Origin of the sequence: Stenotrophomonas sp. PE591 (assembly GCF_018320795.1) — a bacterium.
Classification (GTDB): domain Bacteria; phylum Pseudomonadota; class Gammaproteobacteria; order Xanthomonadales; family Xanthomonadaceae; genus Stenotrophomonas; species Stenotrophomonas maltophilia.
In genome coordinates this window covers 216,311-232,275 of sequence record NZ_JAAOKO010000001.1, presented here as the reverse complement: position 1 = coordinate 232,275, position 15,965 = coordinate 216,311, and the positions used below count along the sequence as shown (strand labels likewise).

The following is a 15,965-nucleotide window of genomic DNA, read 5'->3' as shown; positions in this document are numbered from 1 at the left end:
GGACGCGCGTGACCGCATGATGTGAAGACTGTTGACGGCGTGAAGGAATTTGGACACAATAGCGCTCCTTCGACGCAGGTCGAACGGAATCTGCGGGAATAGCTCAGTTGGTAGAGCGCAACCTTGCCAAGGTTGAGGTCGCGAGTTCGAGTCTCGTTTCCCGCTCCAGATTCTACAGGGCCCCGGTAGGGGCCTTGTTTTTCTCCCGCCACGGCAAGGTGGGGCACGTTGGGCGACAAGGCTTTGCGCGCAGTCAGAAAGGTGAAATCGCTGGTGTGTGTCCCGGATTTCCGGTACCATGTCAGCTTACGCGGGAATAGCTCAGTTGGTAGAGCGCAACCTTGCCAAGGTTGAGGTCGCGAGTTCGAGTCTCGTTTCCCGCTCCAATTTATGATCTACAGACTTCCACTGACGTCTGTAAGTCATTGAAAAGAGGAGCTTCGGCTCCTTTTTTCATTCCAGCGAAAGCCACGAAAGTCCACTGACAGCCACCATTTTTGAGGCCAAAAACAAGGCCAAAGAATGCGGGTCGTGCCGGTTCCGGGTTGTTGCTGGGGTTGGATCGGGATGACAAGCAGCATCGGGCCTAAGTCCAAGACTTAGGAGCTTGATGATGACACTCTCTGATCTGACCGTGCGGCAAGCCAAGGCCGCCGAGAAAACCTACAGCATCCCCGACACCAATGGCCTCGGCCTGGTGGTCGCCCGCACCGGCGGCAAGTCGTGGCATTTGCGCTATTACTGGCTCGGCAAGCAAAAGCGCATCTCCCTGGGGAACTACCCCGAGATCGGTTTGCGCGAAGCGCGCACCTTGCGCGACGAAGCCCGGGCGCTTCTGGCAAAGGGCGTCAACCCCCATACCGATCGGAAACAGAAGCGACACGCGGTCAAGCTTGCGGCCGACTACACCTTCAAGGCCGTCTTCGATGCGTGGGTCGAGCATCGCCGCAAGGAAATCAAGGAGGGCAGGAACAGCACGCTGTCGCAAATCCTGCGGATCTTCAACAAGGACGTGCTGCCTAGCCTCAAGCAGATGTCGATCTACGACATTCGCCGGCCCCAACTCCTGGGCGTCCTGGCGAGGATCGAGGAGCGCAAGGCGTTCACCACTGCCGAGAAGGTCCGCACCTGGCTGGGGCAGTTGTTCCGCTATGCCCTCGTCATCGTGGAGGGGCTGGAAGCCAATCCGGCCTCCGACCTGGACGTGGTGGCCGAGCCCAAGCCCCCGGTGAACCACAACCCCTACCTGCATCTTCCGGAGCTTCCCGAGTTCCTGCACAAGCTCAGGCTCTACAACCCTCGTGGTTGGCAGACCCAACTCGGCATCCGGCTGCTGTTCCTGACCGGCGTGCGTACCGGCGAGCTGCGGCTGGCGACCCCGGACCAGTTCGATCTCGACCGTGGCCTGTGGATCATCCCGCCGCAGATCGTCAAGCAACTCCAAGACGAGATGCGCAAGGCCGGCAAGCGCCCGCAGGACGTTCCGCCCTACATCGTGCCGTTGTCCGTGCAGGCCATCGAGATCGTGCGCTACCTGTTGGGTGTGATGAGGCCGGCCCAGGTCCATCTGCTCACGCACCGCAGCGAACTCAAGAAGCGCATCAGCGAGAACACCCTCAACGCGGCCTTGAAACGAATGGGCTACGAGGATCAACTGACCGGTCACGGCATCCGCGGAACCATCTCGACGGCGCTCAACGAGATCGGCTATCCCAAGATTTGGGTGGACGCGCAGCTTTCGCACTCGGACCCGAACAAGGTGAGTTCGGCCTACAACCACGCCAAGTATGTTGAGCCGCGCCGCCGGATGATGCAGGACTGGGCGGATCGTCTCGATCTGCTCGAACAGGGCCAAGTGGAAGCGGCCAGCGCGCACCTCACGATCCATATCGAGGGCGTGCCGGCCATGGCAGAGGAGGACAAGCCCAACACCATCGTCGCTGCTGCTTCTGCGGCATCCGTTCCGCCTGTGGTGGCCGAACCCATCGTCGTGACGCCAAACGACGGGGGAATCACATTCCAGCGACTGTCGCAGGTACCACCGCCCCCGACGCATGCGCCAGAGCCGGAGGTGTCTGTCATCCAGCGCGAGCGCGAGGAAATGCTGGTCATCTACGAATCGCCGAGCAGTCTGCCGGTCCCGCTGTTCGGCAAGTTGGCCGGGAAGTCCAAGGACCAGATCAACCGCGAGCTGAAGGCGGGCAAGCTGCTGTCCATCAGCTTGGGCAACCGCGGGCAACGCGTGCCCGACTGGCAGCTGGTACCCCTCAAGCACAAGCTGGCACAGGTGCTCATGAACCAGTGCCCGCATGCGGATCCGTGGGACCTGTACCGGATGCTGACCCGCCCACATCCGGACCTGGGTGATCGCGCAGCCATCGACATCGTGACACCAGGAAATTTGGGCATGGTCGTGCGGGTCATCGCGGGCACCCAGCAGCAGCCAAACAGGCCCGGACCTGACTCGTCTGTGCAAGGTATTCCAGAGGAGACTCGCCAGCGCATTCAACGGTTGCTAAATGATGCGGCAATGCTCGAAAGTGCCTGACGCTGTTGGCAGCGGGGGAGCCGCTGAGGTGGCCGGCGCGCCATTGGGCGACGCCCCATCCAACGGCAATACCGGCAGCAACCAGCGTCAAGCCGGCAAGGATGTTTCTCGAAGAGGTATTCATGGCGAGGGTCTCCACTCAGTCCGCGATCAGGCTGTTCAGTCGGGCGACGAGGCTGTCGCGCTGCGCTCCAAGGTCGATCAGACGCATGCGCGTCTCCAGCACCTGGGCGCGTGCACTGAGCACAGCGCTCAGGTCCCCCTTGGCGGATCGGTAGTTGCTCAATGCAAGCGCCGCTCGGTTCCGTACCAGTTGCAAGCCGGCGGTCTGCAGGCGGTCGATCTGGCTGTTCAACGCTTGGAGTTCGGCGGCGCTGTCGTCCAGCTCCTGCAAATGCCGCCGCGCCACGTCTTCGCGTTCGGCGTCCAGACGTTCCAACTCGTGCCGTTTTGCCTCGATCATGGGCACTTGGCGTCGATCCTTCTGCCAAGGCAGATCGAATGTCACCTGAAATGACACCATGTCGCCCCATCGGCGATCACGCCGGCTATAGGCTATCTCCCAGGCCCAATCGCCGCGGGTCTCTGATTGGGCTTCGCGGGACTCGGCCCGGGCCATGCTTTGCATCGCCGGATAGAGTTCAAGCTCCGCGTGATTCGCCAGTTCTGTGCGCAGTTGCGCGACGGGGCGAGTGAGCGGGCCTGGATCGCCTTGCAGTGCTTCGTCGGCCCTGGAGCCCACCCAGCGCCGCAACGCGGCCCTGGCCTTGGCCCGGTCCCGCTGTAGATCGTCACGGCGGTCCGTGAGTGTCAGCGCCTCCTGTTCCGCGACCAACAGATCGCCAGCCTGGGCGGTGCCGCCGGCGACGCGAGCGGGGAGACTGTCTTGCAGGCGCTGGTTCTCCGCGAGCAGTTCCGTCAGCAGTATCTCCCGTTGCTCCACCGCCTGCGCGGCGATCCACGCCAGGCTGAGTTCCTGGCGGATCTGCAATCGCTGCAAAACCAGCGCCGCGCGTTCTCGATCCACACGCGCCTGCGCGCTGGCGACCTGGGCGTCGCGCTTGGCCCTGTTGGGCACTTCCTGCATGAGCGCCAAGCGCTGCATCGTCATGGATTCGCGCGTCATGCTCCAGCGATCCATGCCGCTGATGGGGTAGTTTTCGATGCCGAGCGAGAGCTTGGGGTCGGGCAGCGAGCCTGCTGCCTTCTGCACGGATTCGGCGACGTTAACCTGCAACTGCTGCGCGCTTATGCGTGGGCTCTGCTGCTCCGCGATAAGGCGTGCCTCAGCAAAATCGAGGGCGTAGGCTACAGGCGAGACAAGCGCACTGCCCGCCAACGCGATGCTGATAGCTTTCAGACGATGCACTCGCATCGAGGCCGGCGTTGTGCCTCGGCCGTACGCCGACGGGCGCCCCTCGGGGGCGCCAAAAAAGGGAGTAAACATGGTTGTCCTCGGAATTGGTATTCACGAAATCACGTGGTCTGCCGCATCGGTGCGCGGCGAGCACGGACACATAAATCAATTCCGCAGGACTTGGAACGTGAGGTAGATCGGCGGAAAGCCCGCGCGGGGATTGGGAGGAATGTAGGTAACGTGCCGCCTGAGAACGTGTTCAAAGTCTCGCCCTCTTGATGTGAGAAGCTCGCTGGGTGAGAAAAGGCTACCCCAGCGACATCAAGCGCGAGCAGTTCGAGGTGATCCGGCCATTGCTGGAGAGTGCGCGCAGAAAGACTGCCCCACGCAAAGTGGAGCTGTACGAGGTGTTCTGCGCCGTGCTGTACCTGCTGCGCACGGGCTGTCAGTGGCGGGCACTGCCCAGCGACTTTCCCAAATGGCGCACCGTGCACTCGTACTTTGCCATCTGGAGCGAGCCACGCGAGGGTGGCAGCCTGCTGGAGCAGGCATTAAAAAAATCAGGTTGGCGCGGCCCGCGAGAAACTGGGGCGCAACGCCTGCAGCACGCTCTTGATCGTGGACGCGCAGAGCGTGAAGAACACGGACACGGCGGGCTTGAAGGGCTATGACGCAGGCAAGAAGGTCTCGGGCATCAAGCGCCACATCGCGGTGGACACCCAGGGATTGCCGCATGCGATAGCGGTGACCACGGCCGAGGTGACGGACCGCAAAGGCGCACTGCAGGCGCTACAGCGCTGCAAGCCCCGGTTGAGCCGGCTACAAAGCCTGCTGTGCGATGCAGGCTACATCGGTCGGCCGTTCGCGCAAGGCGTGCAGCAGATTCTGGGAGGGCATGTGACGGTGCAGATCGCCAAGAGAAGCGAGCTTCACACTTTCAAAGTGATGCCCAAGCGCTGGGTCGTGGAACGCAGCTTTGCCTGGCTGGACAAGAACAGGAGGCTGTGGAAGAACTGCGAGCGATGGCTCAACACCAGCCTGCAGTTCGTCCACTTGGCATTCTTGGTGCTCTTGCTCAAAAGACTTTGAACACGCTCTGAGGGCTACCCGGTCGAGAACCAACCCGGGCAGCGAGTTGGCGAGCCACATCACGTGCGCCGCGAGAAACTGAATGTCCAGCCCCTGCCATGAAAGCGCCGACTCCCGATCGCCACTGCAATGAGCGTGGCACAACTGTGGCGCTTCGCTGTCCATGGAATCAGGCATGCCGGTGCAATCCGACATTGGCAACTTGTCAGCCTGCTGCATCGAGATCGTGGCACGCATTTGCGTGGTTTCCACAGATGCCCTCGGGTCTGGCTTGGGACAGACGTACATCGCCATCGCAACCTGCGAGAAAAGCAAGGTTACGACTAGGCCGCTGGTAATCCAGCGGCTCCATCTTGCGAGAAGGCGCCTTAAGCCGATCATGCGGACATACTATTGGAAGTTGTAGGGAGTTGAATTGATCAAGGTCAGTTTCCAGGATGAATTGATGCGTCTGGACGGCGCCTTGGCCCGAACCGGCACCCGCTGCAAATCCACCGGCAAGGGCGGGCACCGCACGTGGTTGTCATGCTTTACGCGCCTCGGCAACTCGCAAGGCTCTAAGCTCAAATCGATCAGCTACAAGATTCGTCTGTCCCGAGAGTCGCTGCAGGTGCGTAATGACCTCGTAGGGGCCATCGGCTATTGGGCGCGTGCAGATTCCGCACTGGCTAGCGGTTTCGATGCGTGATCGCGAGGAAATCCCTACGCCATATCCAGCTGCGACCCAGAGCAATAACATCTCAAAAGAACTGACATGCTGGACATTCGGCCTTTCCGTTGATGACATGGAGGACAGGTACTGGTCCAGCGAAGGAGAATATTCGGCCTTCCATCGAAACACGGAGTGCTCCTTAAGTTCGTCTATTCTGATTGACTGCTGCCGGAGCAGTGGGTATCGCAGCGGCGTGGCAAGAGCTGTCGCCTCGAACCAAATAGAAAGACTCTTCAGCGAAGAATCGCTCACCTGCTTCAGAGAAAGGCCGACGTCGAAGCGCCGTTTGTAGAGGCCCGTAATGAGATCGCTCGCCGTAACCTCATTAAATTCCATAGAAACTTCGGGCTCCTCCGCGCGCTGCAGGGCAAGCAATGCAGCTAGGTACGAAGAGGCCACACCAGGCGCTATGGCGAGCCTGAGCTGTGGGCGTGGGCTGGTGGCGTCGTGCATGAGAGGCCCCAAGAAGCGATAAGACAAGGATGGAAAGTCTTCATGATAGCTAGTTTGAGTTAAACTTAACGTGGTTAAATTGTTTGGACTGTTCGACGCTTCCAAGGATGGAGAAGCGAACTGTCCGACGAGGCCGTCCCCCAGGAACTACCACTTTCGACGCCGAGCCAGCGTTGGCATTCGGAGCGGCCGTTCGTGTCGCCCGCCTGACGCAAGGTGTTGCTCAGGAAGAACTGGCTGCGAAAGCAGGGATCGAGCGATCGCACATGGGCAAAATAGAGCGTGGGGAGCACATGCCCACTCTCGCTCTGATCTTAAGAATCGCCGCCGGACTCAAGCTCAGTGCTGCGGAACTCGTCAGCGCAGCCGAACGCAATCTTCGTGCCGCGGCGCACGATTCAGATAGGCATTGACGCTTTAGTCATCCGGAGGTCCTCGCAGACGTTCGATGAAGCGATCCAGCGAAACCGATGAGTTGCTGCTTTCTGGCCGAAGCAGATAGGTTGTGATTACCGCCGTGTCCTGCGCCAGAGGGCGAATCACCACGTCCGGCCTCTGGCTGATGGGAATCTTGGTCGCCGTCATGAAACCAATCCCATAGCCTGCGCCGACGAGCGTTAGCATCATGTCCAGCGACGACACTTCTTCGACAACGTTGAGTCTGTGTTCCAGAACCTGTAGCAGCCGATTTAGTTCTCGGCAGTAGCCTTCGCAGGCCAGTTTGTCGCACAGAACCAGTGGGTGACCCTGAAGTTCGTTCAGCGGAACTTGCTTGTGCGCAAGAAGCGAGTGCCGCGCTGGCACGGCGATCACAATCGGGTCTCGCCAGATCGGTTCAGCCACGATGCCTTCGCCAACATCCGCCGCGTGTGCAAATCCGATCGTGAAGTCGCCAGACCGTAGGCCCCGTATCTGCTCGGTCAGCGGTACCTCGGAGAGACGTATCTCGACCTCGGGCTCTTCCGCGCGGCAACGAGCTAGGAACGCCGATAGTCGTGGGTCCATCGCACCATCGGAAATTGCAATGCGCAGGCTGCCCCTCAGGCCCGCGGCAATGGCTCTGGCATTTTCACGCGCTTGCTCCAGGACAGTGAAGAGTCGGCGGGTGTCCTGCAAGAATGCCGCCCCCGCCACGGTCAGCCGTGTGCCCCTGCGGTCGCGGTCAAACAGCGTGACCCCAAGCTCATCTTCCAATTCCTTGATCGCGCGAGACAAGGGGGGGTGCTCTATATGCAGCCTCTCGGCCGCCCGCGTGAAATGCAACTCCTCTGCCAAGACGACAAAGCATCGTAGATGACGCAACTCCATAAATCGGGCTCCTCGCAAGTTCTCATTCGCGCCAGATGTCCCGTGGACGAATCACGGTGGACGGGGAGGCTGGATCCATTTCAGGGAAGTTGATGCGCTTGACATCGCAAAAACTGGCACCTTGAGCGCTCGTGGTTGCTCGTGACGCGTCCCAAGCGCGCGCGCCCAATCGGGGCGCGCGTCTCTGTCACACTGTGCAGAAGCTTTGAAAAGCACCGCACACCCGCGGCGTCATCCGCCGTGCTCTTTTTGTAGCAGCGACCCGAGGCGAGCGACTTCATTGCTGGTGATCGCGATGTTGCGCCCATCCTTCGTCGACACCGAAGCTCCGACATTGAGATAGACGGCGCGCCCGAAGCGGCTTTCCTGTGCCATCTTTCCGTCCTTGAAGATGTACAGCGTTCCCCCGTCAGCCAAGGGAACCATTTCCTTGGCTGCTTGGGCTGCTGCATGACCGGCGAAGGCTGGCACGGAGAGAGCGCTCAACAGGGCGGCAATGACAATTTGCGATTTCATGATCGACTCCTTTGTAAAAACGACGACAACTTGCGCCGCGTCGTTAAATGTAGAAGCAGGCGGTCTACAGAGCGCTTACCCGTGCATTACATTCAATTCATGTGCTGTCATCTGCCGCCCATGAAGGACTAGGTTCCAGTGGGAGACAAGATGCCAAGCCATGCAACGCTCGCCAGAACCAAAACGGCCAAGGTCGCCTCCGTGAACAGACTCTGTCTAAGCTTGATGACTGCCTGTGCGCGATTGCCTGCCTTCAAAGCAGCCTCCAGGCTCGGGCTCAACCGATACCGATTGGCAGCAGCCAACGCCAGCATGCCTGCGAAAAGCAAGAGCTTTACCATCAGCAGCCGGCCATACAGCGTCGAGATGAGCGGATCAAACGATGGTCCGGCGATCAACAGGTAATTGAGAATTCCACTCACGACGAGTGCAGCCACGATCGCTGTACCTATGCGAGCAAAGCCATTCGACGTCCGACTGAGGACCGCTACCGGGTCTTGCGCGACATCCTGCTTGTGGGATGCCAGCATCAAGAACGCCACCAATGCGCCCACCCAAGCGCCCGCTGCCCAGAGGTGCGTGATATCCGACGCAAGATGGATGTAGCCGCGAACGCCGTCGTCCATCGCGCCGTGGCCTGCCCACGCAAGGGTCGCCAGCGCCACGCCGGTGGAGAGCGCCATCACTGCAAATCGCAAGGTAGCGTTCAATTTCAACATTGCGACGAGCACACACACCAACAGCGCGAGGATGCGAATGCACCAGGCGATGCCCATGTGCGTGCCCGTAATGAGCATGTCGAAGACGTGCGTTGACAGCTCCGCGTAGCTCTGGGCACCGGACATGGCCTTGGCCATGACCGTCATGCCCCACATCGACAGGGCAATGCCGATGGCAGCGGATGCGCCAATGAGGACGCGATAGCGGCGCGAGATCGTCGAGGATCGCTCGTCGTTGCCCAAAGCATAGAGACCGAACATGGCGACGCCAAACGCCGCCGCCAGGTCCAGATACAGCGCCAGGCGCAGGACGATGGTCAACCAATCCCCGGCCATGGGCTTACTTCACCTTGAAGGTGACGTTACCCGTGATCGGATGCGTGTCCGAGGAGACGGCACGCCATTCGACGCGATAGTCACCGGGCTGGAGCGCCTGTGCCGGCGTGATGACCATGGTCTTGCCGTCGCCGGCAGCCGCGACGCTGGCGTTGATCTTCATCGGGCCATGGCTCGCCATTCCCGGCATGCCAGTCATGACAAGGCTCGCGGCGGAGAACTGCGGCACCAGCGTCTCGGAGAACTTCAGTTCGATGGTGGCTGGCGCAGAAACCTGCGACTTGTCGGCCGGCGTTGAAGACACCAGCGAAGGATGCGCGAATGCGGCGGTGGCGAACAGACCAGCAGCGATCGGCGCGACGAGCTTGGCGATGAAATGTGAACGGGTCATAGAAGTTTCTACCTGGATGTGTGAGGTGTGGTTTAAGAACGAAATGCCGAGATAAGGCTTGCACCTTTGCAACGGCGTGGAACGAAAGAAACGGTTTGCTGGGCGATAGCAGGCTCCTGTAGTTTCAGAAAGAAAATCCGGTCACAGTCGGCTCGCTCTCAGGCGCAAGGCGTTGCCAACGACCGACGCCGAACTCAGGCTCATCGCCAATGCTGCGATCAGCGGCGACAGCAGCCAGCCCGTGAGGGGATAGAGAACCCCGGCGGCGATGGGGATGCCCAGCGCGTTGTAGAGGAAGGCGAACATGAGGTTCTGCTTCATGTTGCGCACGGTACTCACCGAGAGCGTGCGAGCGACAGCGATGCCACGCAGGTCACCCTTGACCAGCGTGACCTGGGCGCTGTTCATCGCCACGTCGGTTCCCGTTCCCATGGCGATGCCCACGTCTGCCTTCGCCAAGGCCGGCGCGTCGTTGATGCCGTCTCCGGCCATGGCGACGATGCGTCCTTCTTTCTGCAGTCGCTCGATCAACATGAGCTTGTCCGCCGGCTTGACCTCACCATGCACCTCGTCGATGCCTAGGCGTGCACCGACGGCTTTGGCGGTGGTCTGCCCGTCCCCGGTGGCCATGATGACCCGCAGGCCCGCAGCCTTCAACGCGGCCAGGGCCTCGGGGGTGCTGCCCTTGACCGGATCGGACACGGCGAGCAAGCCCGCGAGCTGCCCGTCCACCGCCAGGTACATGACGCTGGCCCCTTCGCCGCGCAGAGCTTCGGCCTGGGGTACGAGCGGTTCCACCGATACGCCAGACTGTTCCATCAGCACTGTGTTGCCCAACGCCAGTTGCCGGTGCTCAACCTTTCCGCGCACGCCGATGCCGGTTCCCGATTCAAAGCTCTGAGGCTTCACGAGTTGGAGGCCCTGGGCACGCGCGGCCTGCACGATGGCGTCGGCCAGGGGGTGTTCACTGCCCTGGTCCAGGCTGGCCGCAAGACGCAGCACCTCATCGTTCGTAAAGCCGGGGGCTGCGACGACCTGATCGAAAGCAGGTCGGCCTTCGGTCAGGGTTCCTGTCTTGTCGATGACGAGGGTATCGACCTTGCGAAGATTCTCGATCGCCGCGGCATCGCGGAACAGCACGCCCTGCGTGGCGCCACGGCCCGTTGCGACCATGATCGACATCGGCGTGGCCAGACCCAGCGCGCACGGGCAGGCGATGATCAGGACGGCCACCGCATTGATCAGTCCATAGACCCAGGTGGGCTGTGGCCCGAAGAATCCCCATACAAGGAGCGTCGTTACCGCAATGGCGACGACGGCCATCACGAAGTAGCCGGCAACGACATCGGCCATGCGTTGCATCGGTGCCTTGGAACGCTGCGCCTGGGCGACCATCTGGACGATCTGCGATAGAACGGTGTCCGAGCCGATCCGCTCCGAACGCATGACCAGCGCGCCGCTGGTGTTGAGTGTGGCCCCGATGACCTTGTCGCCCACGCGCTTGCTGACGGGCAGCGGTTCGCCGGTCAGCATGGATTCGTCAATCGAGCTGCTGCCCTCGTGCACGATGCCATCCACCGGCACCTTCTCGCCGGGTCGGATGCGCAGCAGGTCGCCGACGTGCACATGGCTGAGTGGCACGTCTTCCTCGCTGCCGTCCGCATTGATGCGCCGCGCCGTCTTGGGTGCCAGCCCCAGCAGCGACTTGATGGCTGCCGAAGTCTGGGAGCGGGCCTTGAGTTCCAGCACCTGGCCGAGCAGTGTCAGCGAGATGATGACGGCGGCGGCCTCGAAATACACGCCGACCCGTCCCATGGACATGAAGGAAGCTGGAAACACTTCCGGCGCAACGGTTGCCACAACGCTGTAGATGAATGCCGCACCCGTTCCCAGGCCGATCAGTGTCCACATGTTCGGGCTGCGGTTGACCACGGACAGCCAGCCGCGGGAGAAGAAGGGCCAGCCGGCCCACAGCACGATCGGCAACGACAGCACCAACTCGACCCAGCTCTGTGTAGCCATGTCCATCAGGTGCAGCCGCTCGCCCAGCATCGCCAGCGCCAAGACCACGAGCGTCAGCGGCAAGGTCCACCAGAAGCGACGCGAGAAGTCACGCAACTCCGGGTTGTCGTCATCGAGGTCGGGCAGCAGAGGCTCCAGCGTCATCCCGCACTTGGGGCAGGTTCCCGGATGATCCTGGCGGATCTCCGGGTGCATCGGGCAGGTGTAGATGGTTCCGGGCGCGGTTGGCGATGCCGCCGGGGCCGGTGAAACTGCGGTGCTGGCATGGTGATGCGGTGCATGGCCGCTGCCTGTGCCTATGCCCGCGTCACCGCTGGCATATCGCGCCGGATCGGCGTCGAATTTGGCCTTGCATCCGGTGCTGCAAAACAAGTACGTGTTCCCCAAGTGCGTGGAACGGTGCTCCGACGCCGCCGTGACCGCCATGCCACACACCGGATCTCGCGTCGCGGCATCGGGCTGCGTGTGGCTTGAGGACCCGCCCGCGTCGTCACTTCCAGCATGGCTGGCGTGATGGTGGTGCGTATGCGGGCCGGACGTTGTGGCACCCGCCGCCATGCCTGCGTGCTCATGTCCTGAAGACTTGCTGGGTGAATTCATAGTGACAAGTGCCCTCCGCCGTTAACCTTTGGTGTCTGGTGATCGCAGCAGGCCGCAGGCGCGCAAGGAGACAAGCGCGGCGTCGCGTGCTCGCACGGTGCGAGTGCCTCGACTCATTGCTTCTGCTCCTTGGAGGCTGCGGCACCTTCCTTACCCTGACGCGCGGCATGATCGTGTCCGCCGTGGCCGTGACCACGGTGCATGAACAGGTGCATCAGCGGACAAGCCGCCAGCAGCAGGAAGGGGAGATAGCCGGCAACATGTGCCGTATGCTCCTTGAGCAGGAAATACGCGGCGACAGCGGCGATGATGAGGAACGCCACGCCGTAGCGCGATCGCCAGAACCGGGGGCGATCGCTGGGGGTCTGTGTGTGCTGATGCTGCATGGCATATCTCCACGGAGAAGGGTTGATGGATGGTCAGCGATGCGACTGATAGACCGTGCTGCTACCGTTTTTCCCAATCAGCAGCACGTCGTAGGCGTCCTTGCGTCCACCATAGGCCGGACCATCCATGCCGGGCGAACCGACCGGCATGCCGGGCGCCGCGAGGCCGATGGCCTGCGGGGCTTCGCGCAGCAAGCGTTGAATGTCCGAGGCAGGCACATGACCCTCGATGGCATAGCCGCCGATCTGCGCCGTGTGGCAAGAACCGTACTTCTGCGGGATGCCCAGCCGCGTGCGCGCTGCGGTGTTCCCGGTGTCGAGAACCTGCACATCGAAGCCTGCGCCTTGCAGGTGTGAGACCCAGTCCTTGCAGCATCCGCAGCTCGGGTCCTTCCAGACCTTGGCAATCGGTCGGCTCTGCGCCAGGCTCGGTCCTGCGAGTGCCATCACCAACAAGCCAGCGATCAATGCCTGGCGTCTCGGCACTTTGCCCTGGCTTCTGTCGTAGTGCATGTTCATGGATCGCCTCTCATCAGATGATCAAACCCGCTAGGTTCTAGAACCAGAATCGCACGCCAGCCACCCAGCGCGTCTGCTGCGCACGGCCGCCTTCGGCACGCACATAGTCCGCGGTGCGTCCGAAGCTGCCCGCCCGTTCCACGCCGATATAGGGGGCGAACTGGCGACTGAATTCATAGCGCAGGCGCAAGCCAGCAGACGCTTCGGCCAGGCCCTTGCCGATACCGCGTTCCGGGTCGTCCTTGCCATAAAACTGCAACTCGGCGCGAGGCTCCAGAATCAGTCGCTGGGTCAGCAGCAGCTCGTAGCTGCCTTCGACACGCAGCGCCGTACGTCCACCACTTCCCACGTAGCCCGTCGCCTCCAGCTCGAACCAGTAGGGGGCGAGGCCCTGGATGCCGAAAGCCAACCATTGACGGCTCGGGCCTTCCCCGTTATCCACCCGAACGCCGAGCTGGGTGTCCCAGTACGGTGCGACGGCGTGCCCCCAGAGAAGCTCGGTACGCGATTCTTCGAGCTTTCCTTTGGCGATATCGCCTTCGGCCTTCACGACGGCCTTGTTGTAGGTCGTCCCATACCACGCCTGGAGGTCGTAGGCCGTGGAGTCGTCTCCTTTGCGCGTGAAGCGGCGTTCCAGAGTTTCGCCGCGCAACGAAAAGAACCTGTGTTCGTCGGCCAGCATCAGCCGCGGCACACCGGGTACGGCGTAGTCGCCCGATCCCAATGTCAGGCCATTGGAGTAGCCATGCGGATCGCGGGCGTCAGGAGGCGCCGACCCGCCCTGCATCTGCATGTTGCCGTGATCCATGGCCGGGGCCGCGGTCGAGCCGCTCGCCGACGTCGCGTGACCCGCGTGCGGGTCGGCGGCAGGAGCCACGGTCTGAGTGGATGGCGCGGCCGTTTGAGCGTCGGCCTGGCCGTGCGCTGCATGGTCGTTCTGTGCTTGTGCCTGGGCGGCGACGCTTACCAGGGCCAGAAGCGTCGTGGCCAGTGCGCGAGTGGGGAGTGCTTTGGACATTCTTGGTCTTCCTTGTGCGCTGGGTTCAAGACACCACGACTTCGCGGAACATGCCGGCATCCATGTGGAACATCAGGTGGCAGTGCCACGCCCAGCGGCCGAGCGCGTCGGCTGTCACCAGGAAGCTGATGCGTTGTGCCGGCTGCACCGGCAGGGTGTGGCGGCGCGCAAGGAAGCGACCGTCGGGGCTTTCCAGCTCGCTCCACATGCCGTGCAGGTGCATGGGATGGGTCATCATGGTGTCGTTGTGCAGAATGACCCGCAGCCGCTCGCCGTGTTTGAAGTGCACCGGCGTGGACTTTCCGAACTCCAGCCCGTCCAGGGACCATGCGTAGCGTTCCATGTTGCCCGTGAGGTGCAGTTCGACCTCCCGGCCGGGGCCTCTCTTGTCCAGCGGCCCCGACGGGGTATGCAGATCCGCGAGGGTCAACACGCGCCGACCGTTGTTGCGCAGTCCGATGCCGGGGTCATCGAGGTTGGTGCGCGCCATGTCAACGCGCATGTCCGTGCTGGCACCATACTCGGTGCGAGCGTGGCGAGCAGTAGTGCTGGGCACGGCCAGTCCCCCCGCCGCCGCGGCGTGTTGGCTGTGATCCATCGCCATGCCACCGTGGTTCATGGCGCCGTGATTCATGCCTGCCATCGCCCCATGATCCATCCCGGACATCGAACCCGAGCCCATCCCGGTCATCCCGGTCATGCCCGTCATGCCCGTCATCCCGGTCATCTCCATGGCCTGGCCGGACCCGCCATGGTCCATGCCCCCCATCATGCCGCCCATCATGTCGTTCATGGTCAGCCATTCGACCGGATCGAGGGCAGGCACGGGAGCTTGAAGACCTTCACGCACGGCCAGCGTGGCACGCGCGTAGCCTGTCCGGTCCATCGCCTGGGCGAAGATCGTGTAAGCGTCATCCCGTGGCTGGACGATCACGTCGACGGTTTCGCCAGGACCGAATCGGAACTCATCGACGGTCACCGGCTCCACGTCAACACCATCGACGTGCACCACCGTGAGTTTCAGTCCTGGAATGCGTACGTCGTAGAAGGTGTTGCCCGCACCGTTGACCATGCGCAGCCGCACGCGCTCACCCGGTCGGAACAGCGCCGTCCAATTGCCGGCGGGGGTGACGCCGTTGGCCAGATAGGTCAGCGTGGCGGCAGACAGATCTGCGAGATCCGTCGGATTCATCCGCATCTCGTTCCACATCTTGCGCTTGTCGATCGCAGCGGCCGTGCCTTCGCGCGAGGCGTCCCGGAAGAAGTCGAAGACGGTAGGTTGGTTGTAGTTGTAATAGTCGCTTTGGGACTTGAGCTTGGTGAACACCCGCATCGGGTCTTCGTCGGTCCAATCCGAGAACAGCAGCACGTGGTCACGGTCGGCGTGGATGGTCTCGGCGCCAGCGGGGTCGATGATGATCGCCCCGTACATGCCCGTGAGTTCCTGGAAGCCGGAGTGCGAGTGGTACCAGTAGGAGCCGCTCTGCTGAACCTTGAAGCGGTACGTGAAGGTCTCGCCGGGAGCGATGCCATTGAAGCTGATGCCCGGCACGCCATCCATCTGATACGGCAGGATGATCCCGTGCCAGTGAATGGATGTGGCTTCACGCAGCTTGTTGGTTACACGGATTGTGACGGTGTCACCCTCGCGCCAACGCAATGTCGGTGCCGGCAGCGAGCCGTTGATGGTCGTAGCCACGCCTGGCTTGCCCGTGAAGTTCACGGGCGATTCGGCGATCACCAAGTCGAACTCGGTGCCCTTCAGCACAGGGGCGGCACCGCGCGTCGCGGAGCCTTGCTGGGCAAATGCCTTGAACGCCGGCGTGGACAGCCCAGCGAGAACGCCGCCGGCGGCTAACCCTTGGACGAAACGCCGACGAGAAAGGCCCTGTGTGGGCACGATAAAAAAGGGTGAACGAGGCGGCATGGCCTGAAATCCTCCATAGATGACTCGGAAGTCGTTCTAAACGCCACCCCATCCTGAGCGGCAC

Annotated in this window: 14 protein-coding genes and 2 tRNA genes; 5 read left to right on the top strand and 11 right to left on the bottom strand. The window is 62.0% G+C overall.

What is annotated here, in order from left to right; all coding sequences use genetic code 11:
- Positions 1-92: 92 nt before the first annotated feature.
- From JLDANKMP_RS01265 to JLDANKMP_RS01255, 3 genes are all read left to right on the top strand, one after another.
- Positions 93-168, top strand: a tRNA-Gly gene (locus tag JLDANKMP_RS01265).
- A gap of 142 nt (positions 169-310) precedes the next feature.
- Positions 311-386 (top strand) — tRNA-Gly (locus JLDANKMP_RS01260).
- A 227-nt stretch (positions 387-613) separates the two neighbouring features.
- Positions 614-2,548 carry an integrase arm-type DNA-binding domain-containing protein gene (locus tag JLDANKMP_RS01255; RefSeq protein WP_196630777.1) on the top strand — a complete coding sequence of 645 codons (1,935 nt, stop codon included), beginning with the start codon at positions 614-616 and terminating at the stop codon, positions 2,546-2,548.
- A 139-nt stretch (positions 2,549-2,687) separates the two neighbouring features.
- On the opposite strand, the gene JLDANKMP_RS01250 is transcribed toward JLDANKMP_RS01255, so the two are convergent.
- Positions 2,688-3,995, bottom strand: coding sequence for a TolC family protein (locus tag JLDANKMP_RS01250; RefSeq protein ID WP_003097539.1), 1,308 nt, complete (start codon positions 3,993-3,995; stop codon positions 2,688-2,690).
- A gap of 206 nt (positions 3,996-4,201) precedes the next feature.
- Between JLDANKMP_RS01250 and JLDANKMP_RS01245 the strand changes: the two genes are divergently transcribed.
- Positions 4,202-4,994 (top strand): IS5-like element ISStma16 family transposase gene (locus tag JLDANKMP_RS01245; RefSeq protein WP_086009121.1). Its coding sequence is split into 2 segments (ribosomal slippage): positions 4,202-4,461 and positions 4,460-4,994, totalling 795 coding nucleotides; the frame shifts between segments, so codons are not numbered across the junction.
- Between the two features lie 523 nt (positions 4,995-5,517).
- On the opposite strand, the gene JLDANKMP_RS01240 is transcribed toward JLDANKMP_RS01245, so the two are convergent.
- Positions 5,518-6,159: a LysR substrate-binding domain-containing protein gene (locus JLDANKMP_RS01240; protein WP_023657317.1), complete on the bottom strand. Its 642-nt coding sequence runs from the start codon at positions 6,157-6,159 to the stop codon at positions 5,518-5,520.
- Between the two features lie 107 nt (positions 6,160-6,266).
- On the opposite strand from JLDANKMP_RS01240, the gene JLDANKMP_RS01235 reads away from it, so the two are divergent.
- Complete coding sequence (locus JLDANKMP_RS01235; RefSeq protein WP_003097526.1) at positions 6,267-6,572, top strand: helix-turn-helix transcriptional regulator; 306 nt, start codon at positions 6,267-6,269, stop codon at positions 6,570-6,572.
- A gap of 4 nt (positions 6,573-6,576) precedes the next feature.
- On the opposite strand, the gene JLDANKMP_RS01230 is transcribed toward JLDANKMP_RS01235, so the two are convergent.
- The 9 genes from JLDANKMP_RS01230 to JLDANKMP_RS01190 form a co-directional block, all read right to left on the bottom strand.
- A complete protein-coding gene (locus JLDANKMP_RS01230; RefSeq protein ID WP_023087256.1) occupies positions 6,577-7,467 on the bottom strand; it encodes a LysR family transcriptional regulator in 891 nt (296 codons plus the stop codon).
- 231 nt (positions 7,468-7,698) lie between these two features.
- Positions 7,699-7,983, bottom strand: coding sequence for a CopK family periplasmic copper-binding protein (locus tag JLDANKMP_RS01225; RefSeq protein ID WP_003090336.1), 285 nt, complete (start codon positions 7,981-7,983; stop codon positions 7,699-7,701).
- A 128-nt stretch (positions 7,984-8,111) separates the two neighbouring features.
- Entirely contained in the window at positions 8,112-9,038 is a 927-nt protein-coding gene (gene copD, locus JLDANKMP_RS01220; protein WP_003097522.1) for a copper homeostasis membrane protein CopD, read from the bottom strand.
- A gap of 4 nt (positions 9,039-9,042) precedes the next feature.
- Positions 9,043-9,429, bottom strand: coding sequence for a copper homeostasis periplasmic binding protein CopC (copC, locus tag JLDANKMP_RS01215; protein ID WP_003090319.1), 387 nt, complete (start codon positions 9,427-9,429; stop codon positions 9,043-9,045).
- A 141-nt stretch (positions 9,430-9,570) separates the two neighbouring features.
- On the bottom strand, positions 9,571-11,877 hold the full coding sequence (locus JLDANKMP_RS01210) for a heavy metal translocating P-type ATPase (protein WP_228777907.1): 2,307 nt from the start codon (positions 11,875-11,877) through the stop codon (positions 9,571-9,573).
- 287 nt (positions 11,878-12,164) lie between these two features.
- On the bottom strand, positions 12,165-12,437 hold the full coding sequence (locus JLDANKMP_RS01205) for a DUF2933 domain-containing protein (protein ID WP_003097518.1): 273 nt from the start codon (positions 12,435-12,437) through the stop codon (positions 12,165-12,167).
- A gap of 33 nt (positions 12,438-12,470) precedes the next feature.
- The gene (locus JLDANKMP_RS01200) at positions 12,471-12,956 is read right to left on the bottom strand and encodes a DUF411 domain-containing protein (protein ID WP_003090303.1); all 486 of its coding nucleotides are present in this window, start codon (positions 12,954-12,956) and stop codon (positions 12,471-12,473) included.
- Between the two features lie 37 nt (positions 12,957-12,993).
- Positions 12,994-13,974 (bottom strand): copper resistance protein B, encoded by a 981-nt coding sequence (locus tag JLDANKMP_RS01195; RefSeq protein ID WP_005408883.1) that lies wholly within the window; start codon positions 13,972-13,974, stop codon positions 12,994-12,996.
- 25 nt (positions 13,975-13,999) lie between these two features.
- Positions 14,000-15,901 (bottom strand): copper resistance system multicopper oxidase, encoded by a 1,902-nt coding sequence (locus JLDANKMP_RS01190; protein WP_003097515.1) that lies wholly within the window; start codon positions 15,899-15,901, stop codon positions 14,000-14,002.
- Between the last annotated feature and the right edge of the window lie 64 nt (positions 15,902-15,965).